Here is a 25845-nt window from a genome sequence, read left to right as displayed (position 1 = left end):
CCGAGCACCCCGAAACCCGAGCACGCCGAAACCCGAGCACCCGAGCACTTCGCCGCACGAGCACTCCACGACCCTGGGGGACGCACCGCCCATGTCCGTAAAGCCGCACACCGAAGCCGCGCCGCCGGAAGCGCCCGTCCTCCGCCTGGAAGCCCTCACCCGCGTGCACGGCACCGGAGCGACCGAGGTGCACGCGCTGCGCGGGATAGACCTGGACGTGCGTCCGGGGGAACTGGTCGCCGTGATGGGCCCCTCGGGCTCGGGCAAGTCCACGCTGCTGACCATCGCGGGCGGCCTCGACCTGCCGACGTCCGGCCGGGTGATCGTGGAGGGCACGGACCTGACCACGGCCAGCCGCAAGGAGATCGCGGCCCTGCGCCGCCGCAGCATCGGCTACGTCTTCCAGGACTACAACCTGATACCGGCGCTGACGGCCGCCGAGAACGTGGCACTCCCCCGCGAGCTGGACGGCACCGGCGCCCGCAAGGCGCGCCGCGAGGCGGTCGCCGCGCTGGAGGAGATGGGCCTGGGCGAGCTGGCCGACCGCTTCCCCGACGAGATGTCCGGCGGCCAGCAGCAGCGGGTGGCCATCGCCCGCGCGCTGGTCGGCGACCGCCGCCTCGTCCTGGCGGACGAGCCCACCGGCGCGCTGGACTCGGAGACCGGCGACACCGTACTGGCGCTGCTGCGCTCGCGCTGTGACGCGGGCGCCGCGGGCATCCTGGTGACGCACGAGCCGCGGTTCGCCGCGTGGGCGGACCGGGTGGTCTTCCTGCGGGACGGCTCCGTCGTGGACATGACGCTGCGCTCCTCCGCCGAGTCGCTGCTGACCGGCGGTGCGGCCCAGTGAGCGGCGCCGCCTCGCAGGACCCCGCCGCCTCGCAGGACCGCGGCCCCTCGCAGGACCGCGCCGCCTCGCAGGACCGCGGCCCGAGCGCCCGCGCGGGGAACCTCAACTCGTGGCGCGCCGCCATCCGCATCGCCCGCCGTGACGCCTGGCGCTCCAAGGGCCGCAGCGCGATGGTGCTGGCGATGATCGCGCTGCCGATCATCGGCGTGAGCGCCGCCGACATCACCATCCGCAGCTCCCAGTTGAGCCCGGAGCAGAAGCTGAGCCGAGACATCGGCGCCGCCGACGCGCGCCTTGCGGACGCCGACGCCAACGGGCGGCCGATCTACCAGGACCCGCCCGCGGACATCTGGACCTCGGTGAAGGACGCCACCGCGGACCCGGACGCCACGCCGTCGGCGGCGGACCTGGCGGAACAGCAGGAGACCCCGAAGCCGACCGACCCGCTGACCGCGCTGCCCCGGGGCGCGCGCTGGATCTCCGACTCCCAGACCTACGCCCGCTTCAAGACGAAGTACGGTCTGCTCGCCGCCCCCGTGCGGGAGTTGGAGGCGGGCGACCCGCTGGCGCGCGGCATCACCCACCTGGACCGCGGGCGCTACCCGGCGGCCGACCACGAGGTCATCGCCACCACCGCGTTCCTCAAGTCCGCCGGTCTGAAGGTCGGTTCGAAGCTCGTCGTCCGCGACGTGGACCGTACGTACAAGATCGTCGGCGCGTACGACCTGCCGGACACGCTCGGCACCGAGCAGGTCATCGCGCGGCCGGGCGCTTTCATCGCGCCCTACACCGCCGCGCGCAAGGCGCTGAACGGCGAGGACGACTCGGCCTACACCACCTACCTGGTGGGGTTGCCGAGCGGCGACTACTCCTGGCAGATGGTGCAGCAAGCCAACACCCGGGGCATCTACGTCAAGTCCCGCGCGGTGGTGCTGCACCCGCCCGCCGACTCCGAAGTGCCGCTCTACACGAAGTCGCGCAACGGCAGTGCCCCCTACCGCACCGGCGACACGGGGAAGGCCACGGCCGTCGCCGTGGCGGCGACCATCGTCGGCCTGTCGATGCTGGAGATCTGCCTGCTGGCCGGTCCCGCCTTCGCCGTCGGCGCGCGGCGCTCGCGCCGCCAGCTCGGCCTGGTCGGCGCCAACGGCGGCGACCGCCGCCACATCCGGGCGATCGTGCTCTCCGGCGGCCTGGTGATCGGCGTCGCCGCGGCCGTCGTCGGCACCCTGCTGGGCCTGCTGCTCACCGTCCTGCTGCGCTCCCCGCTGGAGGACTTCGTCGGCCGCCGCTTCGGCGGTCTGACGCTGCGCCCGCTCGAACTGCTCGGCATCGCGGGCCTGGCCGTACTTACCGGTCTGCTGGCCGCCGTCGTGCCCGCGGTCACCGCGTCCCGGCAGAGCGTGCTGGCGTCGCTGACCGGGCGGCGCGGTGTGCGGCACGCCAACCGCGTGCTGCCGGTCCTCGGCATCGGCGCGATCTGCCTCGGCGGCGGCATCGCGGTCTTCGGCTCGCTGCGCACCGACAGCACCCTCGCGGTCGGCGGCGGCTCCGGCATCGCGGAGCTGGGCATCGTCGCGCTCACCCCCACTCTGGTCGGCATGTTCGGCAGGACCGGCAAGTGGCTGCCGCTGTCCCCGCGGCTCGCGCTGCGCGACGCGGTGCGCAACCGGGGCCGTACGGCGCCCGCGGTCGCGGCCGTGCTGGCCGCCGTCGCCGGTACGGTGGCGGTCGCCACGTACTCCGCGAGCGCCGACCGGCAGGACAGGGACGCGTACGAGGCCCAACTGCCGCGCGGCGTCGTGGCGGTGGCGGCCTACAGCGACCGCGGGCGTGACCTGACCGCGGTGCGCGCGGCGGTCGAGAAGCGCTACCCGGTCTCCGGCCGCGCCGACGTGTCCGCGATGGTCGTCGGCGGCAAGAACTGCCAGGCGGGCGGCGGTGGCGGCGACGGCTGCGGCGACGTCCAGCCGGTGAAGCCGGCCGCCAACGTGTGCCCGACCGACCGGCCGGAGGGCGCGACCGCGCTCACCCTGGCCGAGCGCCGTGCCCTGGCCCACGACTGGCGCTGCGCGTACGTGGAGGGCCTGACCGCCATGCCCACCAGCAGCGCCGTCCTGATCGGCGGCCCGGCCGTCCTGCACGCCCTCGGCATCCGGGACGGGGACGCGGAACAGGCGCTGGCGCGCGGCGAGACCGTGCTGTTCGACAAGGGGTACCTCGACCGCGGCACGCTCAAGCTGAAGATCACCCTGGACACGAACAAGGCGGTGCCCGACGGACAGGAGCCGGTCGGCCCGGTCAAGTCGGTGCCGGTGCACCTGGCGGCCGAGGGCCGTGACCGGACGTACGGGCTGCTGGCCGTGATGCCGCAGCAGGCCGCCGACGGCGTCGGGATCGACACGATGCCGCTGGGCTCCTTCTACACCAACGCCCGGATGCCCAACGGCCCCGAGCGGCAGGCGCTGGACAGCGACCTCGCCAAGATCGGCACCGACACGGAGGTCTATCTGGAGCGCGGCTACACCAGGGACAACAGCCTGGTGCTGCTCGCCCTGACGCTCTTCGCGGGCCTGGTCACCATCGGCGCCGCGGGCATCGCCACCGGCCTCGCGCAGGCCGACGCCGAGCCCGATCTGAAGACGCTCGCCGCGATCGGCGCGCCGCCGCGGGTGCGGCGCACGCTCTCCGGCCTCCAGTGCGGGGTGATCGCCACGATGGGCGTGGTGCTCGGCTCGGCGGCGGGCGTGCTGCCCGCGGTGGGGCTGCGGCACACCGAGCGGCGCGAGCAGTGGAAGTACTACCACCAGGCGCTGGACGGGGGCTGGGGCGGCACGAGCAGGCTGCCGCACGTGCCGATCGTCGTCCCGTGGAGCACGCTGGCCCTGCTGATCGTCGCCGTGCCGCTCGGCGCCGCTCTGCTCGCGGCCCTGGTCACCCGCTCGCGCACCCAGCTCGCCCGCCGCGCGTCCTAAGGGACAATGGCGGTATGGAGATGCCGATGAACGCGATGAACGAACGCTCGCCGGAAAGCTCGCAGAATCCGCAGAATCCGCAGCACTCACCGAATCAGCAGGTCCTGATCGTCGGTTCCGACGGAATGGCCCTGGGAGGCGCGCCGACCGGTGACGGCGGCGAGCACGGCGAGATCCCGGTGACGGAGATGGTCGAGCAGCCCGCGAAGGTCATGCGCATCGGCAGCATGATCAAGCAGTTGCTGGAGGAAGTGCGCCAGGCGCCGCTCGACGAGGCCAGCCGCGTACGCCTGAAGGAGATCCACGCCAGCTCGGTGAAGGAGCTGGAGGCCGGGCTCGCGCCCGAGCTGGTGGAGGAGCTGGACCGGCTCTCGCTGCCCTTCACCAACGACAGCGTGCCCAGCGAGGCGGAGCTGCGGATCGCCCAGGCCCAGCTCGTCGGCTGGCTCGAAGGGCTCTTCCACGGCATCCAGACCGCGCTGTTCGCCCAGCAGATGGCGGCCCGCGCCCAGCTCGAACAGATGCGGCGCGCCCTGCCGCCCGGCGCCGGCGGCCACGAGGAGGACGACGGCGGCAACCAGGGCGCCCGCTCGGGCCCGTATCTCTAGTCCGGATCTCATGTCCGGCCTTTAATCCGCATCCGAGCCGGTGAGGTGTCGCACCGGCGGGGGCCCGGTCAGTTCGAGCTCTTGCCGGTGGACACCCAGATGGTGACCTTGCCGCCCTTCTTCGGGTTGTAGTCCTCCAGATACTTCGGGGTCTGGCTGGTCACCGCGCCCTTGCCCCACTGCTGCTCGTCGGTCTGCTTGATCGTGTACTGCCAGCCCGCCGCCTTGATGCAGGCGACGACCGAGTCCACGTAGATCGACGTGAAGTCCGGCATCGTCATGACGTCCGGGTCGTTCGAGATCAGGTCGTTGTGCGCCTTGGTGCACTTGTCGGGGTCGATCGTGCGGCTCTGGTCGCCGTTCACGACGTCGCCCGCGCCGGTGCCCGTGGTCGGGTCGTCGGACGCCTGGGTCGAGGACGAGGTCGTCGGGCCGCCCGACTGGTCGTCGGCGCTGGGGCTGCCCTTGCCGCCGCCGCTGTTGGCCAGGACGATCGCGACGATCACCGCGATGGCCACGACCACGACGGCCGCGCCCGCGATCAGCGGTGTGTTGGACTTCCCGCCGCCACCGGTGCCGCCGCCGACACCGCCGTGACCGCCGGGGCCGCCTATGCCGCCGCCCGGGTGACCGCCCGCGCGCTGCTGCGGCATCTGCTGCTGGTGCTGCATCTGGGGCGCCATGGTGTACGCCGGGGTCGGCGGCGGCGTCTGGGACTGCTGCGGGTAGCCGTACGCCGAGGGCAGCGACGGGGCCGGCGCGGGCTGCCCGTAACCGCCCTGCTGCGGATTGCCCGGCGCGTACGGCGTCCGCATCTGCGGCGGCGGGGTCTGGAGCGGGCCCTGCGCGTACGGGAAGACCGACGCCGCCACGTCCTGGCCGCGGTTGCCGGTGGGCGGCGCGGAGCCGGACATCAGCGGCATCGTGTCGCGCCGCGTGGCCGCCAGGACCCGGTCCGCCTCGTCGTGCATCGCGTCCGCGGTCGGGAAGCGCTCCGCGGGGTTCTTGCGCAGCGCGCGCGCCACCAGCGCGTCCACGGCCGGGCCCAGCGCGCGGTTGAACCCCGACGGCGCGGGCGGGATCTCCTGTACGTGCTGGTACGCCATCGCCAGCGGCGAGTCCGCGTCGAAGGGCAGCCGCGCGGTCAGCAGCTCGAAGAGCATGCAGCCGACCGAGTACAGGTCGGAGCGCTCGTCCACACCGCGCCCCAGCGCCTGCTCCGGCGACAGGTACTGCGGGGTGCCGACCACCATGCCGGTCTGCGTCATCGAGGTGACACCGGACTGCATGGCGCGCGCGATGCCGAAGTCCATGACCTTGACCACACCGCGCTTGGTGATCATCACATTGCCGGGCTTGATGTCCCGGTGGACCAGGCCCATCTCGTGGCTGACCGCGAGCGCCGCCAGCACGTCCCCGGTGATCTTCAGCGCCTTGTCGGCGGGCATCGCGCCGTGCTGCGCCACATCGGCGGCCAGCACGTCGCCCAGCGGGCTGCCCTCGACGTACTCCATGACGATGTACGGCACGAGCTGGCCGTCGATGGTGTCCTCGCCGGAGTCGAAGACGGAGACGATGTTGGTGTGGTTCAGCTTCGCGACGGACTGCGCCTCGCGGCGGAAGCGCTCGCGGAAGGACTGCTCGTTGCCCAGGTTGGTGTGGAGGGTCTTGACGGCCACCGGCCGGTCGAGCACGGTGTCGTGCGCCAGGTGCACAGACGCCATGCCGCCCTCGCCCAGCAGGTCGCGCAGCACGTACCGCCCGCCGCCGACCGAGCGCCCCGTGTACTCGCCCTGCGTGGCGTCCCCGCTCATCTGTACCGCTACCCCCTGGAAAGTCCACCGGGGAGAGGGTCGCGCCGGTACCTGTGCGGTTGCCTGTGGCGATATTCGTCCCCGAGCTTGCCCGCCAAGTCTGGCCCATCGCACGGACACGTCAAGTTCGTTGACCATCTCGTCACCTGACGCACATCGGGCACGCACATGCTGTGTATCCCCGCGGGACCGCCGTATTGAGGTGCTGTGACGCGGACGTGTGCCCGGCGGGGCACGCGAAAGCGGTACGGTGGCCGCTCCGGGGCATCCGTACGATACGGGCGTCCGCGCGCGCCCGCCCGGACGATGACCGCGTACGAACGACGGCGAGGACTGATGGTCGACCCCAAAGAGACGGCCCCGGGCCCCGGAGCGTCGGAGACATCCGGCCAGTGGGGCGTGGGCACCGTCGTCGGCGAGGGCCGCTACCGGCTGACCGGGCGGCTCGGCCGCGGCGGCATGGCCGAGGTCTTCGCGGCGGAGGACGTACGCCTGGGCCGGATCGTGGCGGTGAAGCTGCTGCGCACCGACCTCGCCGAGGACCCGGTCTCCAAGGCCCGCTTCACCCGCGAGGCCCAGGCCGTCGCGGGTCTGAACCACCACGCGGTGGTCGCGGTCTACGACTCCGGCGAGGACCGTACGCCCACCGGCACCGTCCCCTACATCGTGATGGAGCTGGTCGAGGGCCACACCATCAGGGACCTGCTCTCCAGCGCCGAGCCGCCGCCCGTCGACCAGGCGCTGCTGATCGTCTCCGGCGTCCTCGAAGCGCTGGCCTACAGCCACCAGCACGGCATCGTGCACCGCGACATCAAGCCCGCCAACGTGATCATCACCACGAACGGCGCGGTCAAGGTCATGGACTTCGGCATCGCGCGGGCGCTGCACGGTGCCCAGAGCACGATGACGCAGACCGGCATGGTCATGGGCACCCCGCAGTACCTCTCGCCCGAGCAGGCGCTCGGCAAGGCCGTCGACCACCGCAGCGACCTGTACGCGACCGGCTGTCTCCTCTACGAGCTGCTGGCGCTGCGTCCGCCCTTCACCGGCGAGACGCCGCTTTCGGTGGTCTACCAGCACGTCCAGGACGAGCCGCAGGTCCCGTCGCAGATCAGCGACCGGGTGCCGCCCGAGCTGGACGGGCTCGTGCTGCGCGCGCTCGCCAAGCAGCCGGACGACCGGTTCCAGAGCGCCGAGGAGATGCGCGGCGTCGTCCAGTACGCGCACCAGGCGCTCGTCCAGCAGGGCGGCTGGACCGGCGGCATGTGGAACACCGGCGTCATCACCCCCCTCGCGGGCCCCCGGACCGGCGGCATGTCGCCGACCGTCGTGGCACAGGGGCGGCCCGGCAACAGCACCACCGCCGAATTCGGCGCCCCGCTGCTCGCCGGCATCTCCGGCACCGGTGACGACGACGGCGGTCAGGGCTACGGCGAGCGGCCGCCGGGCGGCGGCGGCAACCGCTGGCTCAAGCCGGTGCTCTTCGCCATCGCCGCGGTGCTGGCCATCGCGCTGGGCGTCTACTTCGCCACGCGCGGTACCGGCGGGGACGGCGGCGCGCCCGCCAACTCCCCGTCGCCGTCGGTGACCCAGGACACGGGCACCCCGTCCGACCCGCCGTCCACGGAGCCGACGGAGACCGGGTCCGACCAGACCGACCCGACCACGACTCCGGCGACGACCCCGCCGACGACTCCGACCACGACCCCGCCGACGACTGCGACCACCAAGCCCCCCACGACCCCGCCGACGACTCCGCCGACCACGCCCCCCACCACCCCCCCGACCACGCCCCCCACCACCCCGCCGACGACCCCGCCGACGTCGGACGCGGCCACCCCGGAGAACTGACCCTCACGGTCAGTGCCCCTCCGGGCGCACGGCCCCTCCTCCGTGGCGCGGCCCCGGACGGTTTCCTTGCGCTGGGCGGCGCGCCGAATCTTGTAGGGGCGCTGGGGGCACCTCCCAGCGGTAGCTGGGGGAGGAACTGCGCGCTCAGCCAGCGCGATGGTGCGCCGTGAAAAACCGGCCCCAGCGGGGCAGATGCTGTTGTTTTCGGGCTGACAGCCCGGTGGGGGCTGGTCGCGCAGTTCCCCGCGCCCCTAAAAACTCGGGGTACCGCCCTGCGCAAGGGCGCCCTTGTCGGGGGGGCCGTTAGGACGTGAAGGCGTCGATGACGGCGCCGTATTCGGCCGTCCACCAGACGGCCAGGGCAGAGGCGGGCGGGAAAAGAGGATCGCTGCGGGGGTCACGCCGCTGATAACGCCACTGGAGCATCCAGAAGTCGTTGAGGCGTTCCCACCAGACGCGGTGGACGGCGGTGGCCAGCTCGGCGACGGGAACCCCCGCCGCGGAGCGGTAGGCACGGGCGTAGGAGCGGATCTTCCGCAGGTCGAGACGCCCGTCCAGCGGGTGGACGAAGAAGATGGCGGCGGCGCGTACCGCCTCCTCGGCACGCGGCTGCACACCGAGCCGGTCCCAGTCGACGATGGCGGCGGGCTCCTCACCGCGGTAGAGCAGGTTGAGCGGGTGGAAGTCGCCGTGCACCCAGCCGCTGACCGTCCCGTCGGCGTCCGGCGGCCGGCGGTGGGCGTGGCGGCGCAACAGGGCGCGGCGCTCCAGCAGCCGGTGCTCGGCGAGTTCGTCGAAGGCGTCGCGCGGCCGGTGCCGGCGTACCAGCGCGAGCAGTTCGTCGATCTGCGCGTACGTACGGTCCGGGTCGGCGCTCGGGTGGTGGCGTTGGTCCTCCGGCGGTGGCGGCTGCACGCGGGCGAGCCCGGCGTGCACCATGCCGAGCAGCGTGCCGAGCCGCCGCGACTGCGTGGCGGTCAGCTCGGTGCCCTCGCGGTGCCTGCCCTCGATCCAGGGGAAGAGCGCGTATCCGTGGCCGCCGAGCCGCGCGACCGTACGCCCGCGGGAGTCCGGCAGGGGCGCGGCGACGGGCAGTCCGAGGCCGACCAGACCCCGCGTCGCGCGGTGCTGCCGGGCGATCACGCCGGGGTCCGCGGTGTCCCGGGCGACGTACTGCTTGAGGAAGAACCGGCCGCGGGTGGTGGTCACCTCGTAGCCCTTGTTGAGCAGCCCCCGGGGAACGGGTACGCAGGTCAGCGGGGTACCCGCGTCCTCGTAGCGGCGCAGCAGAGCGGTCAGCGAAGCCCGCGCCGGCGGCACCTTCGCCGTGCCCGTCACGTGCAGAAGCGTAGATCACCGCGACACCCCGCCCGCGCGGACTGGCGCCGACCCCCTGGGACGTGCTAAGGCATATGCCTCCGGTCACCCTCGGCCTGCATGCGGGCCACGTATGCGGCGGCCTGGGTGCGCCGCTCCATGCCGAGCTTGGCGAGCATCGAGGACACGTAGTTCTTCACCGTCTTCTCCGCCAGGTGCAGGCGCTCGCCGATCTGGCGGTTGGTGAGGCCCTCGCCGATCAGGTCGAGGATGCGGCGCTCCTGGGCGGTCAGGTCGGCCGTACGGTCGTCGCCCTCGGAGCGCGCGCCGCCGTGCCGGAGCCGGTCCAGGACCTTGGCGGTCGCGACCGGGTCCAGCAGCGACTTTCCCGCGGCCACATCGCGGATGGCGTCGATCAGGTCGTTGCCGCGGATCACCTTGAGCACGTATCCGGCGGCGCCCGCCATGATCGCGTCGAAGAGCGCCTCGTCGTCCGCGAAGGACGTCAGCATCAGGCACTTGATCGACGGGTCGTGCGAGCGGACCTCGCGGCACACCTCGACGCCGCTGCCGTCGGGCAGCCGTACGTCGAGCACCGCGACGTCCGGGCGGGTGGCCGGAATGCGCGCCACCGCCTCCGCGGCGTTCCCGGCCTCGCCGACGATCTCGATTCCCGGCTCGGCCGAGAGGAGTTCGTGCACCCCGCGCCTGACCACCTCGTGGTCGTCGAGCAGGAACACGCGGATTGTGGGGCTATTTCCTTCTACAGGCACCTGCCCAGCGTCGCACCGCCGGGAGCTCCCCGCCTCTTACGGACGACAGCCCGCGCCTCTTACGGACGACAGCGCCGCCTCTTACGCACTTTCCGTATCCGGGATACGGTGCGGTTGTCCCGGTGGCCTGCGGTAACGCGTATTTACTAGGAACTCCAAGCAAAACCGCAGGTCGGACGGCTTCGCGCGATGGCGTGGGTTATAGGTAACGTCTCTGTTGCAGGCCACTTGGCCGGGGCACTGTCACGCCTGGCTCGGCCATGCCGCACACACCCCGTGCGCCGCGTCGTACCAGGTGAGCCGCACACTGGCTGCCCGGCGGATCCCGGGGGCCGGACAGACGGAGGAGCGAACGTGAGCGTGAAGAGCACTGCCGCTGGGGCCACCCCCGCCAGGAGCGGGGGGCGAAGCACCGCCACTCCCGCCAAGGGCAGGGGACGGACCACCCGCGCAGCAGGCGCCAAGCGCCGTGGCACCGAGCCCGAACTCGTACAGTTGCTGACGCCCGAGGGCGAGCGCGTCGAGCACGGCGAATACTCCATCGACCTGACGCCGGAAGAGCTGCGTGGCCTGTACCGCGACATGGTGCTGACCCGCCGTTTCGACGCCGAGGCGATCACCCTGCAACGCCAGGGCGAGCTGGGCCTGTGGGCCTCGCTGCTCGGCCAGGAGGCCGCGCAGATCGGTTCGGGGCGGGCCACCCGCCCGGACGACTACGTCTTCCCGACCTACCGCGAGCACGGTGTGGCCTGGACCCGTGACGTGGACCCGCTCAACCTGCTCGGCATGTTCCGTGGTGTGAACCACGGCGGCTGGGACCCCAACGAGAACAACTTCCACCTCTACACGATCGTCATCGGCTCGCAGACGCTGCACGCCACCGGCTACGCCATGGGCGTGGCCAAGGACGGCGCGGATTCGGCCGTCATCGCGTACTTCGGCGACGGCGCCTCCAGCCAGGGCGACGTGGCGGAGGCGTTCACCTTCGCCGCCGTCTACAACGCGCCGGTCGTCTTCTTCTGCCAGAACAACCAGTGGGCGATCTCCGAGCCGACCGAGAAGCAGTCCCGCGTGCCGATCTACCAGCGCGCCGCCGGATACGGCTTCCCCGGCGTCCGCGTGGACGGCAACGACGTCCTCGCGGTGCTCGCCGTCACCCGTGCGGCCCTGGAGCACGCGCGCAGCGGCCAGGGCCCGATGCTGGTCGAGGCGTTCACGTACCGCATGGGCGCCCACACCACGACCGACGACCCGACCCGCTACCGCGCCGACGAGGAGCGCGAGCAGTGGGAGTCGAAGGACCCGATCCTGCGGCTGAAGACGTATCTGGACAAGCAGGGCCTGGCCGACGAGGCGTACTACACGTCGATCGAGCAGGAGAGCGACGTACTGGCCAAGCGGGTGCGCGACGGCGTACGCACGATGGAGAACCCGGACACCATGGCGATCTTCGAGAACGTCTACGCCGACGGGCACGCGCTCGTCGACGAGGAGCGCGCGCAGTTCGCCGCGTACCTGGCCTCGTTCGAGTCCGAGGGCGCCGCTTCCGGAGAGGGACGCTGACATGACCCAGATGTCCATCGCCAAGGCCCTGAACGAGTCGCTGCGCACGGCGCTCGACAACGACCCGAAGGTCCTCGTCATGGGTGAGGACGTCGGCAAGCTCGGCGGCGTCTTCCGGATCACCGACGGCCTCCAGAAGGACTTCGGGGAGGGGCGCGTCATCGACACCCCGCTCGCCGAGTCCGGCATCGTCGGCACCGCGATCGGCCTCGCGCTGCGCGGCTACCGCCCGGTGGTCGAGATCCAGTTCGACGGCTTCGTCTTCCCGGCCTACGACCAGATCGTCACGCAGCTCGCGAAGATGCACGCCCGCGCGCTCGGCAAGATCAAGCTGCCGGTCGTCATCCGTATCCCGTACGCGGGCGGCATCGGCGCGGTCGAGCACCACAGCGAGTCGCCCGAGGTGCTGTTCGCGCACGTCCCCGGCCTGAAGGTGATCACGCCTTCGAACGCCTCCGACGCGTACTGGATGCTCCAGCAGGCCATCGAGTGCGACGACCCGGTGATCTTCTTCGAGCCGAAGCGGCGCTACTGGGACAAGGGCGAGGTCGACACCTCGGCCGTGCCCGGCTCCCCGCACAAGGCGGTCGTGGCCCAGGAGGGCACCGACCTCACGCTCGCCGCGTACGGTCCGATGGTGAAGGTCTGCCTGGAGGCTGCCGCCGCCGCCTCGAACGAGGGCCGTAGCCTGGAGGTCGTGGACCTGCGCTCGCTCTCGCCCCTCGACTTCGACACTCTCCAGACGTCCGTGGAGAAGACCCGCCGCCTGGTCGTCGTGCACGAGGCCCCGGTCTTCTACGGCACGGGCGCGGAGATCGCGGCCCGGATCACCGAGCGCTGCTTCTACCACCTCGAGGCCCCGGTACTGCGGGTGGGCGGTTTCCACGCCCCGTACCCGCCGGCCCGCCTGGAGGAGGAGTACCTGCCCGGCCTGGACCGCGTACTCGACGCCGTCGACCGCGCGCTGGCGTTCTGAGGAGAGGGTTGTGACGACCATGACCGCACCTGCACAGCGCTTCCGCGAATTCCGGATGCCGGATGTCGGCGAGGGCCTGACCGAGGCGGAGATCCTCAAGTGGTACGTGGCCGTCGGTGACACCGTCACCGACGGGCAGGTCATCTGCGAGGTGGAGACGGCGAAGGCCGCCGTCGAGCTGCCCATTCCGTACGACGGGGTGGTGAGCGAGATCCGCTTCGGCGAGGGCACGACGGTGGATGTCGGTACGCCGATCATCGTGGTGGACGCCGGGGGGGACGGGTCCGCCGGGTCCGCCGATTCGGGCGGTTCCGCAGGGTCCGCCGATTCGGGCGGTTCCGCAGGGTCCGCCGGGGTCGCGGCTTCGGAGCCGCCCGCCGTGGAGACTTCCGCCCCCGAGGCCCCGCCCGCCGAGCCCAAGCGGCAGGCGGTGCTCGTCGGATACGGCGTCGCGCCGTCGGCCACGACGCGCCGTCCGCGCAAGCAGGCGGCCCCTGACGTACCAGCTCCTGACGTACCGACCGCTGCCGTACCGGCCCCCTCCGTACCGGCTCAGGCCGCCGAGCTGAACGGTCACGACCGTGCGGCGGCGGTGGACCGGCCGCTGGCCAAGCCGCCGGTGCGGAAGCTGGCCAAGGAGCTGGGCATCGACCTGGCGACCGTGGTGCCGACCGGGCCGAACGGCGTGGTGACCCGCGAGGACATCCGCGCGGCGGCGGCCCCGCCTGCCGCGCTGCCGCCGGTGACGGCCGCGCCCGAGCCGTTCGCGGCGACCGCCGGCGCCCGGGAGACGCGTATCCCGATCAAGGGCGTCCGCAAGGCCACCGCCCAGGCGATGGTCACCAGCGCCTTCACCGCGCCGCACGTCACGGAATTCGTGACGTTCGACATCACGCGGACGATGAAGCTGGTCCAGGAGCTGAAGGAGGACCGCGCCTTCACGGGCGTACGGGTCGGCCCGCTGCTGCTGGTCGCGAAGGCCCTGCTGGTCGCCCTCAAGCGGCACCCCGAGGCGAACGCCGCGTGGGACGAGGCCGCGCAGGAGATCGTCCACAAGTCGTACGTCAACCTGGGGATCGCCGCCGCCACCCCGCGCGGTCTGATCGTCCCCAACATCAAGGACGCGCACGACAAGACGCTCCCCGAACTGGCCGCCGCACTCGGCGAACTGGTCGCCACCGCCCGTGACGGCAAGACCTCGCCGGCCGCGATGCAGGGCGGCACGGTGACCATCACCAACGTCGGTGTCTTCGGCGTGGACACCGGAACGCCCATCCTCAACCCGGGCGAGTCGGCGATTCTCGCCTTCGGCGCGATCAAGCTCCAGCCCTGGGTCCACAAGGGCAAGGTGAAGCCGCGTCAGGTCACCACGCTCGCCCTCTCCTTCGACCACCGCCTGGTCGACGGCGAACTCGGCTCCCGCGTGCTGGCCGACGTGGCCGCCATCCTCGAACAGCCCAAGCGGCTGCTCACCTGGGGCTGACGCCGTCACCCGCACGGAGGGCCCGGACGTACAAACGTCCGGGCCCTCCGTCGTGCGTGCGTCCCACCCATTCGTCCCCTTTTATGCTGCCATCACCCCATGGCCGTCTCCGTCTCCGTCGTCCTGCTGCTCCTCGTCCTCGCCGCCATGATGATGCGCAACAAGTCCCTCAAGCCCAGCCACGCCGTCATCTGCGTCCTCCTCGGCTTCTGCCTCTCCTCCACCAGCCTCGCCCCCACCATCCAGTCCACGATGAACTCCACCGCCTCCCTGGTCAGCACGATCCGTCCCTGACGAACGCCGCTGACGCCCGCAGGACCATGAGCGGCCCCTCCACGGCCGCCACCATGGCGAAGGGGAACCGGTCGAGTTCGAGGCAGAGCGCGATGTCGTCGGGGTGCACTCCTTCGCGCACCCCCTCCGCCAGCTCGGCGGCGGCGCGCGACGTGGCGGCGCGGCGCAGGAACTCGGCGGCGTTTGTTCCGGCCCCGGCGGCCCGCCCGGCGATGTACTGAGCGCACGCCAGGTCCTCGTCGGCCTGCCCGTCCTCGCCGGTGACCACGAAGGTGACGCCGTCGCCCGCGTGCGCCCGCAGGTGGTCGGCCGTCGCCTCCGCCACCACGAACGCGGCGCACAGCACCAGCGGCGCGTCCTTCACCGCGAGCGCGCCGACCGTCCCCGCCGTGGTCTTCTGCACGACGGTCCGTCCCTCCAGGGCGAGCGACCGCATCAGGCCCGGTGAGTTGACGGTGTCGAACCCCGGCGCGGGCGCACCGTCCTTGACCGTCACCCAGTCCGGATGCCGGGCCTTGAGCGCCAGCGCCTCGTCCAACGACCCGGCCAGCACCACCTTCTCCGCCCCGCGCCCGAGCGCCCAAGCCGCCACGGTGAACGCCCGCATGACGTCCACGACCACCGCCACGGCCGGCGCCCGGCCCAGCTCGCCGAGTGCACCGATCCCGAGAAATGAAGTCTCCATACCGCCCATGCTCCCCCTCACCCTCGCCGTCGCCCCAGGGGCGTCAGATCCAACTCGGCCCAGACCGTTTTGCCCACGTCCAGGGGGACGACGGCCCAGCGGGCGGCGACGGCCGCGACGATCAGTAAGCCCCGGCCGGACTCGTCGTCGTCGCTCACGGCCTCGGGCACCTGGGGCCGCCGCTCCCCGCGCGCGTCGGTGACGCCCACCCGCAGTACGTCGTCGGCCAGCCGCACCTCGACCCGGAACAGCCGCCCGGCCACCCGCCCGTACCGGACCGCGTTGGTCGCCAGCTCGCTCACCAACAGCCCGGCGTCCAGGGCCACTTCGGGGTGCCCCCACTTCTCCACCAGCTCGGCGGTCCGCACCCGCGCCCTGCTCACACTCCGCGCCGTCGGTGCGTACAGGCATGTGTCATACGTCGTCTCCGCGTCGCCCATCCCGGCGACCTCCCAGCCTCGCGCGTCAGCCCGCGCACGGTCCCTGGCGGTGGCGTCGCCCCCACGCCCTCCGCCCCACCCGGGCATGACGCAGCGGTGCACTTCCGCCATGCGGCGCCGCTGTGCGAGCGGGTCGTCACCGACGGTAGAGGGTTCCCTTTCTTGGGTGCAACCTTCTTGGGGAAACATGTCTCCGTAACTGGCTTGCCGCTGCGGAAGATCGGTTGCAGACTGAGTCCGCTTCCAGGGAGGTGGCGACCCGTGGCAACCAGCCGGGCAGATGTGGGCAACCGCGTATCGACCGTGCTCGCCCGCAAGTTGGGCGGCGAACTGCTCCGCCTGCGCGAGGACGCCGGACTGACCCAGCCGCGCGCGGCGGAAGTGCTCAGCGCGTCGGTGGCCAAGGTGACGAAGATGGAACGGGGCTGGGTCCCGTTCCGCGACCCCGACGTCATCGCCCTGTGCAAGCTCTACGGCGTTCAGGACGAGTCCGCCGTGGAGGGACTGCTGCAAATCGCCCGGCTGGACCGGGAACGGCGCAAGGCAAAGGGCTGGTGGAAGCCTGACGCGGGCAATCTCAGCGAGTACATCGCGATGGAGGATGTCGCCGTACGTATCCGGACGTGGCAACTGTCGGTGGTCCCAGGCCTGTTCCAGACCGCCGACTACGTACGCGCGCTCGCTGTCAGCGGCGGCGTATGGGAGAACCCGGACGACATCGAGCGGTTGGTCGCCGTCAGGATGAAGCGCCAGGCCCGTCTGCAAGGGGAGAACCCGCTACGCGTGCACGCCGTCATCTGGGAGGCGGCTCTGCGACAACTCGTGGGCGGTGCCGAGGTTATGCGCGAGCAGTTGTCGCACCTCCATGACCTGGCCAAGCTCCCGAACGTGCACATCCAGGTGCTCCCGTTCCGAGCGGGCGCGCATCCCAGCATCGGCGGTCCGTTCAATATCCTTTCGTTCCTCGACAGCGCGGCGATGGAGGTGGTGCACATGGATACGCTTGCTTCCACGCAGTGGGTGGAGGACGCGGCCCATAGCACCGTCTACCAGTCGTTCTTCGAGAGCACGGCCCGGCTAAGTCTGTCGCCGTACGCGTCCTCGAAGCTGATCGATGACATGGGCAAGGGGTTGCACGACTGATGCAGTTCGAATTCGTGAAGTCGAGCTACAGCACTTCGGGTGGTGAGTGCGTTGAGGTCGCCGTCAACGTGCCCGGCACCGTACGTGTCCGCGACTCGAAGAACCCCGAGGGCCCGGCCCTCGCCTTCACCCCCGTCGAGTGGACGCACTTCCAACGGGCGCTCGCCGCAGGCGACTTCGTCAACTGACCGGCAGCCGCCGGTTACGGCGCCCGCACCACGGAACCACCTCGGCGTGCGCGCCCCACGGTGTCAGCGGTCGGCGTACAAACCGGCACCCGTACGGCACCGGCCCCGTCAAGGCCGCATGTCACCGCGACCCACCCCCGCCCGGGCCCGCCTGACAGCCCCGGCCGGCCCCCCTCCCCACCGCAGCCAGCGGCAGTGCGCCCGCAGGGCGCGAGACGAACCCGCCACGGCCCCACCGGGCCGTTCGCCCCCAGAGGACGCGGCGCCCGGCTGCGGCGACTGGCGCGCGAACTGGAACAGGCCATGCCGGGCGACCGCCCCTGAGGGCGTACGCGCGCGTCGTAGCCAGGCAACCTGACGGGCGGGGGCCGTACCGCTGGTCAGGCCGGGACGGCCGGGGAGGCGGGCTGGATCGCGCGACGCCTGACGAGCAGCACGATGATCAGGGCGACCTGGAGCAGGATGATCAGGAGGGTGCCCAGTGACACCTGGGGTTTGTCGCCCACGAGGTTGGAGATCAGGCTGGTGTCCCACAGGCCGTGGACGAGCATCGGCAGCACGAGGACGCCGCCGGCGCGCAGGCACAGGTAGAAGAAGTAGCCCGAGGTGGAGACGACGGCGGCCTGCCCGAGCGCTTGTGGTCCCTGGCTGATGGCGTTGCTGATGTGGACGAGGCCGAAGACGACGGAGGAGCAGAGCGCGACCTTGCCCTCGGTGAATCCCGCCCGGCGGAAGACATGGACGCCGATGCCCCGGAACATGAGTTCCTCGCCGACGCCGACGAACAGCCCGAGCAGCAGCAGGCAAGCCACGAGAGACAGGCTCTGGTCCGCCAGGTGCGGGTAGTTCAGCCCGATCACCGCGGCGGCGATCATCGAGATCGGTACCCAGCGCACCCAGCGCCGCACCGGCGCGCGGTAGCGCAGGACCTCGCCCCACCAGCCCAGCCAGGAGACGACCGCGGCGCCGAACGCGATCGACGCCCCGATCGGGATCAGCGCGTTGCGCACCAGGGACGCGGTCGTGGGGAACTGGCTGTCGGAGTCACCGGTGTCCACGCCGATCAGCAGGCCCAGGCCCTGGATGATGCCCACGTACACGACCACCACGACGAGGAACCAGGGCCACGACAGCCTGCGTCCCGCCCCGGCCTCCGGTATCGCTTCCGCCGTGTCGCGCATCGTGCAGCCCTTTCAGTGACGGCGAGGTTCGCCGCCCGACGGGCACCGTCACACATCGCCGCGGTTCCCCAGCAGACTCTCATACCGGAATGAACACCCCTCGTGCCCCTTCCCCGAACCGGCGGCACCACCCCGAGGACCGGCCGACCGTCCGCGGTGGCCGTCCCGGCGGGCCGCGAAAGCCGACGGGCGATCGGGGATTCGGCTACTCCGCGCTCCTGACACTTCACCGTGCCGCTGACACTTCACTGTCCCGGTGATGCCGAACGGGCATATGACGTCGAGGATATGGCAAAACGAATATGCCGGGAATCGTCTCGGGGCGGGAGGCGCATCATCCATGTGACCGCGCATGGGGGTAAATCGGCTATTCGGGAGGGGCGATGGGGCCCGGACCGGTGGGAACCGGACAGGCTCGGGCGCCGCGAAGTGGTGCGCAAGGAAGGTGAGTTGGGCGGGGCGGCCGGTCGGCAGGGCGGGGGACGGGCTGGTCAGGGCGGGAAACGACGGGACGGCAGCGGGTTGCGACGAGAGAAAGTTGATCTTGGCCGGAAGGGGCGAAAACTTGCCTCGGTGAGGCGGCCTCGGGGTGCCTCGAATTGCGCATGAGTGATATCGAGCCCCACGCGTCCCCGCTGTGTACCAATTTTGAAGATCAATATCGCCGAATGGCCGTATAGGTGATACAAGGTCGTACACCTGTGCGCGCGTGCCTCTCCGGCCTGCGCTGTCGTCACTTCACTCAGCAGGCAGGAAAATCCTGAGAGGGCCGCTCAAATGCAACACCACGAACCGCTCTGGTCCAACTCCCTTTATCCGACGTTCGCTTACGTGATCGCCTTTGTCGGCTCCGTGCTCGGCCTGGCCTGCTCGTCCCGGCTGCACCTCGTGGGATTCGGGCGGGGAAAGAGCTGGCTCGGATCGGGAGCCGTCGCGCTGGGCACCGGAATCTGGGGCATGCACTTCGTCGCGATGCTCGGCTACGACGTCCAGGGCGTGACGCTGCGCTACAACGTGACGCTGACCGTGCTGAGTTGGGTGCTCGCGGTGGGCGTCGTCGGCGTCGGGATCTACGTGGCGGGCCGGGACTCGTCCTGGCCGTCGCTGCTGGCGGGCGGCCTGCTCGCCGGGGTCGGCGTGGCGGGTATGCACTACCTCGGCATGGCGGCGATCATCATGCCGGGCACGATGAGCTACGACGGCTCCACCGTCGCCCTGTCGATCGTCATCGCCATCGTGGCCGCCACGGCGGCGCTCTGGGCGACGCTCCGCGCGCGCGGCCCGCTCTTCATCACCGGGGCCGCGCTCGTCATGGCCTTCGCGATCAGCGGCATGCACTACACGGGCATGGCGGCGGTCAGTTCCACGATCACCGACCACACCGACCCGACCACGGGCGTCTCGGCCTCGGCCTTCGTCCTGCCCCTGATCGCGGGCCTGAGCCTGATCGTCTTCGTGGTCGCCTTCGCGGTCCTGATGAACCCGACCGAGGAGCTGGCCGCCGACAATCCGGCCCCCGTCCGCCAGGCCCCGCCCCAGCCCGCGACGACCCACGGCGACTGGCCGTCCTGAGCCCGGACGCCCGGACGTCCGGACGCGTACGAACCGCCCTCCCCGGTCGTCCCGGCAGCCCCACCAGCGGGCCGACGCGGCCCGCTCGGTAGCGTGGACCGGGTTCCGGCGGCCCGAGGCCGTTACGGGGAAGTGTTGTTCACGGGGAAGCAGGGACTCATGGTTAACCGAAAGCACCGCGTCGCGCTGGCGGCGGGCCTCGCGGCGACGTGTCTCGTCCTGACCGCCGGGTGCGGCGGCTCGTCGTCGGACGAGACGTCGGACACGTCCACGGAGAAGAGCGGGGACGCGGGCAAGGGCAAGGGCGGGAAGAACGCGGCGCCGCTGCTGACCGTGCCCGAGGCGAACAAGATCGTGGACACGTATCAGGCGCTCAACAACGAGGCGAACGCGAAGCTCAGCCCGGCGCTGATCGCCAAGGCCGAGGCGGGGGCCATGCTCGCCTTCGACAAGGGCTACTTCACGCAGGCGTCCGGCCTCGACCAGAAGAACGTCAAGGCGAATCTGGCGGGCTTCGTGTACGTCAACCGCGCGTTCTACATCCCTCCGGCCGCGGCCAACACGGACTGGTTCATGGTGAGGGCGCAGGGCGCGGAACTGAAGGACGGCAAGCCGGGCGCGCCGTGGACGACCGGCACCCGCTTCATCGTCTTCAAGCACACGGCCGACGGCTGGCGCGCGGTCAACTCCCAGGACTTCTCGGGCGACGAGCAGAAAAAGATCCCGGAGATCGCGCTGGACGCGGACGGGCTGGCGCGGGTCGCCGAGCCGACGGCGAAGATCGGCGGCACCGCGCCCGCGGACCTGGCCGACCTGGTGGCGGACCTCTACGTGACCGGCGGCGCCGACACCCCGCTGGCGCGGACCAAGGCGCGCGAGAACGCGATCTCCGCGTACAACAACCGGCTCAACGGCCTCGACGGCCACGCGTACAACGACTACAAGAAGGCCGCCCCGCGCATCGGCACCACGTACGCGCTGCGCACGAAGGACGGCGGGGCCCTCGTGCTCAACGACAGCGCCGTCGACGAGACGTCACTGGCCAAGGACCTGACCTCGTACATCACCCTCGGCAAGCGGCTCAAGCCGTTCGTCAAGAAGGGCGCGAGCGACCACATGTACCAGGTCGTGAACCACGAGATGCAGATGGAAGTGGGCGTGATCGCCCCGAGCGGCACCCCCGCCGTCTACGGCCTCGAACAGCAGACGACGAGCGTGGACGCGACCCCGATGAGCACCGTCTGACGGACGGTGCGTCCGCGCCGACAGTACGGCGGGCGGCGGCCGTTGAGCCGCCCGCCGCCCGCCGCCCGCCGCCTCGCGCCCGTCCGTCCCGCCCTCTGTCCGTCCGGGACGACATCACCCGAAGACGGCTACCAGCCGTCCGATCACCTCGCCGCGCTCCAGCCGCCCGACACCCTCGCCGATCTCCTCGAATCCGATCTCGGTGACCCGCGACGACAGCTTCCCCTCGGCGACGAGGTCGAGCACCGCCGCGCAGTCCTCCTTCGATCCGGCCTGAGAGCCGACGAGTTCGACCTCGTTGAGGGTGAGCGCCTGAAGGTCGATCTCGCCGCGCGCGCGGCCGAGGCCGACCTGGACGATACGGCCGCCCCGGCGTACGGAGTGGATCGCGCCGTCGGTGGTCGTCCCGAACCCGGCGAAGTCGACGACCACGTCGAGGTTCTCGCCCGCGAAGTCGGTGATGTCGCCCGCGACCTTCTCCGCGCCGAGCGAGCGGGCGAAGTCGTGCACGCGCTCGTTCTTCTCGGCGACGAACACCGTCGCGCCGAGCGCGAGCGCGGTCTGGGCGCCGAGCGAGCCGAGCCCGCCGAGGCCGATGATCCCGACGCGGGAGCCGGCGGTGACCCTCCCCTGCACGGAGACCGCGTGGTACGAGGTGAGCCCGGCGTCGGTGGCGGCTGCCGCCTGGTCGAACGGCACCCCGTCCGGCAGCGCGACGACGAGCCGTTCGAGGACGACGACCTCGTCCGCGAATCCGCCGTTCTTCGACGTGCCGGGCCCCTCGATGGCGGCCGGGATGACGACCTTCTGGCCCACGGTGAACCGCGTCACGCCCGAGCCCACGGCGGAGACGACCCCCGCGATCTCGTGACCCAGTGTGATCGGCCGGAACGGGAGCAGCGGCGTCAGCGTGCCGTCGAGAAACCCGACGTCGCTGTGGCACAGCCCGGCCGCGCGGACGTGCACGACGAGTTCGTCCGCGCCCGGTGCCGGGGCCGGGACCTCACTGAGGGTGAGGGGCTGGCCGATGTCGGTGAACTGCCATGCGCGCATTTTCCGCTCCTTGGACGGTGGGCTCCCGGCGGGGCCGCGCTGATGTCGGCGGTCACCCGGAAGAATATTGGTACCTCATCCCAAAAATACTCCTCCACTACGCTCGGGCGATGACCACCTCCCGAAGGAGCCGCGGGCGACCGCCCGCCTCGACCCGCGAAGCCCTGGAGGAAGTCGCCTTCGACCTGCTGCTTCGCGACGGCTACGAGGCGACGACGCTCCAGGCGATCATGGCCGCGGGCGGTGTCGGGCGCTCGACGCTCTTCCGCTACTTCGGGTCGAAGGCGGGGATCGTGTGGGGCGAGTTCGACCGCGCGGTCGAGCGGCTGCGGGCCGCCCTTCGCGACGCCGACGACGTACCCGTCATGACGGCCGTACGGGCGGCGGTCGTCCGGTCCACGCGGCTTTCGCAGGCGGCGGCACCGGACTCGTGGCTCGACCGCTTCCGCGTGCTCGACCGGGACCCCGCGCTCGTCGCGGAGGCCGCCGCGCACTGGCGCGTCTGGGGCGAGACGGTGAGCGGGTACGCGGCCGGGCGCACCGGCCTCGACGCGGGCGACCCCGTCCCGGCGGCGATCGGCGGCGCCGTACAGGCGGCCTACGTCGCGGTGCTCAGGCGGTGGGCCGGGGCGGCGGAGGCGCGCGGGGACGACGCCGGGGCCGAAACGGTCGACATCGACGAGCTCGACCGGGACCTGCGCCCGGTCACCGACGCCTTCCAGGCCGTCCTGGACGGCGTGACGCGAGGCTGAACGGAGGCTCCGCCGCCGCTTGGCGACCTCCTTCGGCCCCCTTGTCCCGCGGCGGCGGCCGCGTTGCGACGGTGAGCGCGAGCCAGCCGAAGCGCGAGGGATATCAGGACCGCTTGACTACCGCTGATCTACTACTTTCTCCCGGACTGGTAGATCGGTGCTGTGACCTGCTCTTTTACCGCCGGATGCACGGGGACGCGGAGCCGGATGGCCGCCGCGGGAGTCAGGGGTGGGCGAGGAGGAGGGCGGCGGGGGTGGGGGAGTCGGGGGCGATGAGGGTTTCGGTCGCGACCGTGAAACCGGCCTCCTGGAGCCAGGCGGTCATCCGGGCGGCCGGGCGTTTGTGGACGTGGACCTTCATGGGGTGGCCGCCGTAGCCCTCCGTCTTGAGGCGGGAGACGGAGCCGGTGTGGAAGCCGGTCAGCAGCGGGGCGCCGGGGCGCAGGACGCGGTGGAAGCCGGAGAGGACGGCCGGGACCTCGTCGTCGGGGACGTGGATCAGCGACCAGAAGGCGACCAGGCCGGCGAGTGACGCCTCGGCGAGGTCGAGGGCGGTCATCGAGCCGACCTCGAACCGGAGTCCGGGGTGGTCGGAGCGGGCCACGTCGACCATGCCGGGGGAGAGGTCGATGCCGAAGGCGTCGACGCCCAGGCCGCGCAGGTGGGCGGTGACATGGCCGGGGCCGCAGCCCACGTCGGCCACGGGACCGCCCCCGGCGCCGGTGACCTTGGCGGCGAACAGAGCGAGCGCCGTACGCAGGGCCGGCGCGCCGTCCAGCGCCTCCCGTACGAAGTCCGCGTAGCTCACCGCGACCGTGTCGTACGAGGTTCGGGTGTCCGCCAGCCAGTCGTCCGCAGTCATGCTCCGAGACGGTAGCCCCGCGGCCCGCCGCCGCCGAAGCGCCCCTGCGCGACGGGCTCCTGGCATGTCCATATCCCGGACGGCCGTACCGTCCCCTCAGCTGTTGTATCTATGATGCGTGCATCATGGATGCCAGCACTCTCACCGTCGCCGCGCCCGGCCCCGCCGTCAAGGCGCCGCCCGCCGCCGAGCGGGTCTATCTGCACGTCAAGTCCGGTGTCCTGGACCGGAGTTACGAGGGCGGCACGCTGCTCACCGAGGGGGATCTCGCCGACGCGGTGGGGGTCTCGCGCACGCCGGTGCGCGAGGCGCTGCTGCGGCTGGAGGCGGAGGGGCTGATCAAGCTCTACCCGAAGAAGGGCGCGCTGGTGCTGCCGGTGTCGGCACAGGAGATCGCCGACGTGGTGGAGACCCGGCTGCTGGTGGAACAGCACGCCGTGGCCAAGGTGGTCGGGGCGGTGCCGCCGCGGCTCATCGCGCGGCTGGAGGAGTCCCTGGCCGAGCAGCGCGGGCACGCGGAGACCGGCGACCTGGCGGCCTTCGCCGTCGCGGACCGCTGCTTCCACGCGGAGATCGTCCGCGCGGCGGGCAACCGTATCCTCGCGCACCTCTACGACCAGCTCAGGGACCGTCAGTTGCGGATGGGGGTGGCCACCATGCACGCCGAGCCGAGCCGGGTGGCGAAGAACATCGCGGAGCACACCGAGATCCTGGACGCGCTCAGGGACGGCGCGGCCGACACGGCCGCCGACGTCGTGGACCGGCACGTCTCGTGGGTGAAGGTGCTCGCCAGGGGCGAGTCGTGAGCCGGAGCCCGGCCGCGGAGAAGGTCCTGCCGGGCGACCCGCCCGGCGGACGCCGTGCCGCCCTCGTCTGGGGCGTCGGCACCTCCGTCTACCTCGTCGCCGTCGTCCACCGCACCAGCCTCGGCGTCGCGGGCATCGACGCCGCCGACCGCTTCCACATCGGCGCCTCCGCGCTCTCCAGCTTCTCGATCCTCCAGGTGCTGGTCTACGCGGGCATGCAGATACCGGTCGGGCTGATGGTGGACCGGCTCGGCACGAAGAAGGTCCTGCTGCTCGGCGCCGTGCTGTTCACCCTCGGCCAGGGGGCGTTCGCGCTGTCCCACTCGTACGGCATGGCCCTCGGCGCCCGCGCCGTGCTGGGCTGCGGCGACGCCATGACCTTCGTGAGCGTGCTGCGGCTCGGCTCGCGCTGGTTCCCCGCCAGACGCGGTCCGATGATCGCCCAGGGCGCCGCGCTGTTCGGCGTCGCGGGCAACCTCGTCTCGACCGTCGTCCTCTCCCGCGTCCTGCACTCGGCGGGCTGGACCCCGACCTTCCTCGGCACCGCCCTGGTCGGCGCGCTCGTCCTCGTCCTGGTCGCCCTTTTCCTCAAGGACCACCCCGAGGGGTACGAACCCGCGCCCGCCGAGCACGCGGGCCTGACGTACGTACGCCGCCAGATCGCCGCCTCCTGGGCCGAACCCGGCACGCGCCTGGGCATGTGGACGCACTTCACCACCCAGTTCTCCGGCATGGTGTTCCTGCTGCTGTGGGGGCTGCCGTACCTCGTCGAGGACCAGGGGCTCTCGCGCGGCGCGGCGGGCGGGCTGCTCACGCTCGTCGTCGTCGCCAACATGTTCTTCGGCATGGTCTTCGGGCAGCTCATCTCCCGCCACCACGGCGCCCGCATGCCGCTCACCCTCGGCGTGATCGCGGCCACCGCCGCCGCCTGGGCCACGACGCTCGCCTGGGGCGGCGGCCACGGCCAGGACCCGATGTGGCTGCTGGTCGCCCTGTGCGTCGTCCTCGGCGCCTGCGGGCCCGCCTCGATGATCGGCTTCGACTTCGCCCGCCCCGCCAACCCGCCCGAGCGTTTCGGCACCGCCTCCGGGATCGTCAACATCGGCGGCTTCACCGCCTCCGTCCTCACCCTGCTCGCCGTCGGCCTGCTCCTCGACGCGACCGGCGACGACTACCGGATCGCCTGGAGCAGCGTCTTCGTGCTCCAGGCGGTCGGCACCGCCCAGATCCTCCGGCTGCGCCGCCGTGCGGAACGGCTGGAGCGGGAGCGGATCGCGGTCAGCCGCGTCGAGAGCGTGCACCGCCTGCCGGCGGCGGTCACCTCCGACTGACGCCCGGCGCGGCCGTACGACGCTGTACGGCGGCGGGGTTCATGGCGGGCGCGCCGTGATCCGGGAACGGCATGATCCGGGCG

23 protein-coding genes are annotated in these 25845 nt (G+C 71.7%); 15 read left to right on the top strand and 8 right to left on the bottom strand.

Annotation, left to right across the window (positions count from 1 at the left end; genetic code table 11):
- The first annotated feature begins 91 nt into the window (after positions 1-91).
- The 3 genes from ACIO6U_RS11360 to ACIO6U_RS11350 all read left to right on the top strand — a co-directional run bounded on the left by ACIO6U_RS11360 (position 92) and on the right by ACIO6U_RS11350 (position 4433).
- The gene (locus tag ACIO6U_RS11360) at positions 92-850 is read left to right on the top strand and encodes an ABC transporter ATP-binding protein (protein ID WP_355336729.1); all 759 of its coding nucleotides are present in this window, start codon (positions 92-94) and stop codon (positions 848-850) included.
- A gap of 182 nt (positions 851-1032) precedes the next feature.
- On the top strand, positions 1033-3825 hold the full coding sequence (locus ACIO6U_RS11355) for an FtsX-like permease family protein (protein WP_401718501.1): 2793 nt from the start codon (positions 1033-1035) through the stop codon (positions 3823-3825).
- 35 nt (positions 3826-3860) lie between these two features.
- Positions 3861-4433, top strand: a complete 573-nt coding sequence (locus tag ACIO6U_RS11350) for a proteasome activator (RefSeq protein ID WP_391043469.1) — start codon at positions 3861-3863, stop codon at positions 4431-4433.
- A 68-nt stretch (positions 4434-4501) separates the two neighbouring features.
- On the opposite strand, the gene ACIO6U_RS11345 is transcribed toward ACIO6U_RS11350, so the two are convergent.
- Positions 4502-6247, bottom strand: a complete 1746-nt coding sequence (locus tag ACIO6U_RS11345; RefSeq protein WP_401717749.1) for a protein kinase — start codon at positions 6245-6247, stop codon at positions 4502-4504.
- Positions 6248-6583: 336 nt separating this feature from the next.
- On the opposite strand from ACIO6U_RS11345, the gene ACIO6U_RS11340 reads away from it, so the two are divergent.
- Positions 6584-8098 carry a protein kinase gene (locus ACIO6U_RS11340; RefSeq protein ID WP_401717746.1) on the top strand — a complete coding sequence of 505 codons (1515 nt, stop codon included), beginning with the start codon at positions 6584-6586 and terminating at the stop codon, positions 8096-8098.
- A gap of 303 nt (positions 8099-8401) precedes the next feature.
- Here ACIO6U_RS11340 and ACIO6U_RS11335 read toward each other — a convergent pair whose 3' ends face one another.
- Positions 8402-9436, bottom strand: coding sequence for a phosphotransferase (locus tag ACIO6U_RS11335; protein WP_401717743.1), 1035 nt, complete (start codon positions 9434-9436; stop codon positions 8402-8404).
- Positions 9437-9501: 65 nt separating this feature from the next.
- Positions 9502-10161 carry a response regulator transcription factor gene (locus ACIO6U_RS11330; protein ID WP_355336779.1) on the bottom strand — a complete coding sequence of 220 codons (660 nt, stop codon included), beginning with the start codon at positions 10159-10161 and terminating at the stop codon, positions 9502-9504.
- A 381-nt stretch (positions 10162-10542) separates the two neighbouring features.
- On the opposite strand from ACIO6U_RS11330, the gene pdhA reads away from it, so the two are divergent.
- The 4 genes from pdhA to ACIO6U_RS11310 all read left to right on the top strand — a co-directional run bounded on the left by pdhA (position 10543) and on the right by ACIO6U_RS11310 (position 14504).
- Positions 10543-11751, top strand: a complete 1209-nt coding sequence (gene pdhA / locus ACIO6U_RS11325) for a pyruvate dehydrogenase (acetyl-transferring) E1 component subunit alpha (protein ID WP_401717740.1) — start codon at positions 10543-10545, stop codon at positions 11749-11751.
- Between the two features lies 1 nt (position 11752).
- On the top strand, positions 11753-12727 hold the full coding sequence (locus tag ACIO6U_RS11320) for an alpha-ketoacid dehydrogenase subunit beta (RefSeq protein ID WP_355336735.1): 975 nt from the start codon (positions 11753-11755) through the stop codon (positions 12725-12727).
- 10 nt (positions 12728-12737) lie between these two features.
- A complete protein-coding gene (locus ACIO6U_RS11315) occupies positions 12738-14210 on the top strand; it encodes a dihydrolipoamide acetyltransferase family protein (RefSeq protein WP_401717736.1) in 1473 nt (490 codons plus the stop codon).
- A 99-nt stretch (positions 14211-14309) separates the two neighbouring features.
- On the top strand, positions 14310-14504 hold the full coding sequence (locus tag ACIO6U_RS11310; protein ID WP_355336737.1) for a hypothetical protein: 195 nt from the start codon (positions 14310-14312) through the stop codon (positions 14502-14504).
- On the opposite strand, the gene ACIO6U_RS11305 is transcribed toward ACIO6U_RS11310, so the two are convergent.
- Both ACIO6U_RS11305 and ACIO6U_RS11300 read right to left on the bottom strand, forming a co-directional pair.
- Positions 14485-15189: a 2-phosphosulfolactate phosphatase gene (locus ACIO6U_RS11305; RefSeq protein WP_401717733.1), complete on the bottom strand. Its 705-nt coding sequence runs from the start codon at positions 15187-15189 to the stop codon at positions 14485-14487. The genes ACIO6U_RS11310 and ACIO6U_RS11305 overlap by 20 nt on opposite strands.
- A 17-nt stretch (positions 15190-15206) precedes the next feature.
- Positions 15207-15629: an ATP-binding protein gene (locus tag ACIO6U_RS11300; protein ID WP_401717730.1), complete on the bottom strand. Its 423-nt coding sequence runs from the start codon at positions 15627-15629 to the stop codon at positions 15207-15209.
- 261 nt (positions 15630-15890) lie between these two features.
- On the opposite strand from ACIO6U_RS11300, the gene ACIO6U_RS11295 reads away from it, so the two are divergent.
- Positions 15891-16772, top strand: coding sequence for a helix-turn-helix transcriptional regulator (locus ACIO6U_RS11295; protein WP_355336740.1), 882 nt, complete (start codon positions 15891-15893; stop codon positions 16770-16772).
- Positions 16772-16960: a DUF397 domain-containing protein gene (locus ACIO6U_RS11290; protein ID WP_401717727.1), complete on the top strand. Its 189-nt coding sequence runs from the start codon at positions 16772-16774 to the stop codon at positions 16958-16960. The genes ACIO6U_RS11295 and ACIO6U_RS11290 overlap by 1 nt, the downstream gene beginning before the upstream one ends.
- Positions 16961-17340: 380 nt before the next feature.
- On the opposite strand, the gene ACIO6U_RS11285 is transcribed toward ACIO6U_RS11290, so the two are convergent.
- The gene (locus ACIO6U_RS11285) at positions 17341-18141 is read right to left on the bottom strand and encodes a CPBP family intramembrane glutamic endopeptidase (RefSeq protein WP_355336741.1); all 801 of its coding nucleotides are present in this window, start codon (positions 18139-18141) and stop codon (positions 17341-17343) included.
- Between the two features lie 831 nt (positions 18142-18972).
- On the opposite strand from ACIO6U_RS11285, the gene ACIO6U_RS11280 reads away from it, so the two are divergent.
- Positions 18973-19713: an MHYT domain-containing protein gene (locus ACIO6U_RS11280; RefSeq protein WP_355336742.1), complete on the top strand. Its 741-nt coding sequence runs from the start codon at positions 18973-18975 to the stop codon at positions 19711-19713.
- Positions 19714-19872: 159 nt separating this feature from the next.
- Positions 19873-20958 (top strand): hypothetical protein, encoded by a 1086-nt coding sequence (locus ACIO6U_RS11275; RefSeq protein WP_401717724.1) that lies wholly within the window; start codon positions 19873-19875, stop codon positions 20956-20958.
- Positions 20959-21072: 114 nt separating this feature from the next.
- Here ACIO6U_RS11275 and ACIO6U_RS11270 read toward each other — a convergent pair whose 3' ends face one another.
- Entirely contained in the window at positions 21073-22011 is a 939-nt protein-coding gene (locus ACIO6U_RS11270; RefSeq protein ID WP_401717722.1) for a zinc-binding dehydrogenase, read from the bottom strand.
- 110 nt (positions 22012-22121) lie between these two features.
- Between ACIO6U_RS11270 and ACIO6U_RS11265 the strand changes: the two genes are divergently transcribed.
- Positions 22122-22763, top strand: coding sequence for a TetR family transcriptional regulator (locus ACIO6U_RS11265; RefSeq protein WP_401305563.1), 642 nt, complete (start codon positions 22122-22124; stop codon positions 22761-22763).
- A 223-nt stretch (positions 22764-22986) separates the two neighbouring features.
- Here the strand turns inward: ACIO6U_RS11265 and ACIO6U_RS11260 are convergent, their stop codons facing one another.
- Positions 22987-23625 (bottom strand): class I SAM-dependent DNA methyltransferase, encoded by a 639-nt coding sequence (locus ACIO6U_RS11260; RefSeq protein WP_401717719.1) that lies wholly within the window; start codon positions 23623-23625, stop codon positions 22987-22989.
- A gap of 125 nt (positions 23626-23750) precedes the next feature.
- On the opposite strand from ACIO6U_RS11260, the gene ACIO6U_RS11255 reads away from it, so the two are divergent.
- Positions 23751-24431 (top strand): GntR family transcriptional regulator, encoded by a 681-nt coding sequence (locus ACIO6U_RS11255; RefSeq protein ID WP_355339557.1) that lies wholly within the window; start codon positions 23751-23753, stop codon positions 24429-24431.
- Positions 24428-25762 carry an MFS transporter gene (locus ACIO6U_RS11250; protein ID WP_355339560.1) on the top strand — a complete coding sequence of 445 codons (1335 nt, stop codon included), beginning with the start codon at positions 24428-24430 and terminating at the stop codon, positions 25760-25762. The genes ACIO6U_RS11255 and ACIO6U_RS11250 overlap by 4 nt, the downstream gene beginning before the upstream one ends.
- Positions 25763-25845: the final 83 nt, after the last annotated feature.

This window comes from Streptomyces sp. NPDC087422, assembly GCF_044744145.1.
Taxonomy (GTDB): domain Bacteria; phylum Actinomycetota; class Actinomycetes; order Streptomycetales; family Streptomycetaceae; genus Actinacidiphila.
The sequence above is the reverse complement of the archived record's forward strand: the minus strand, read 5'-3'. Positions and strand labels throughout refer to the sequence as shown.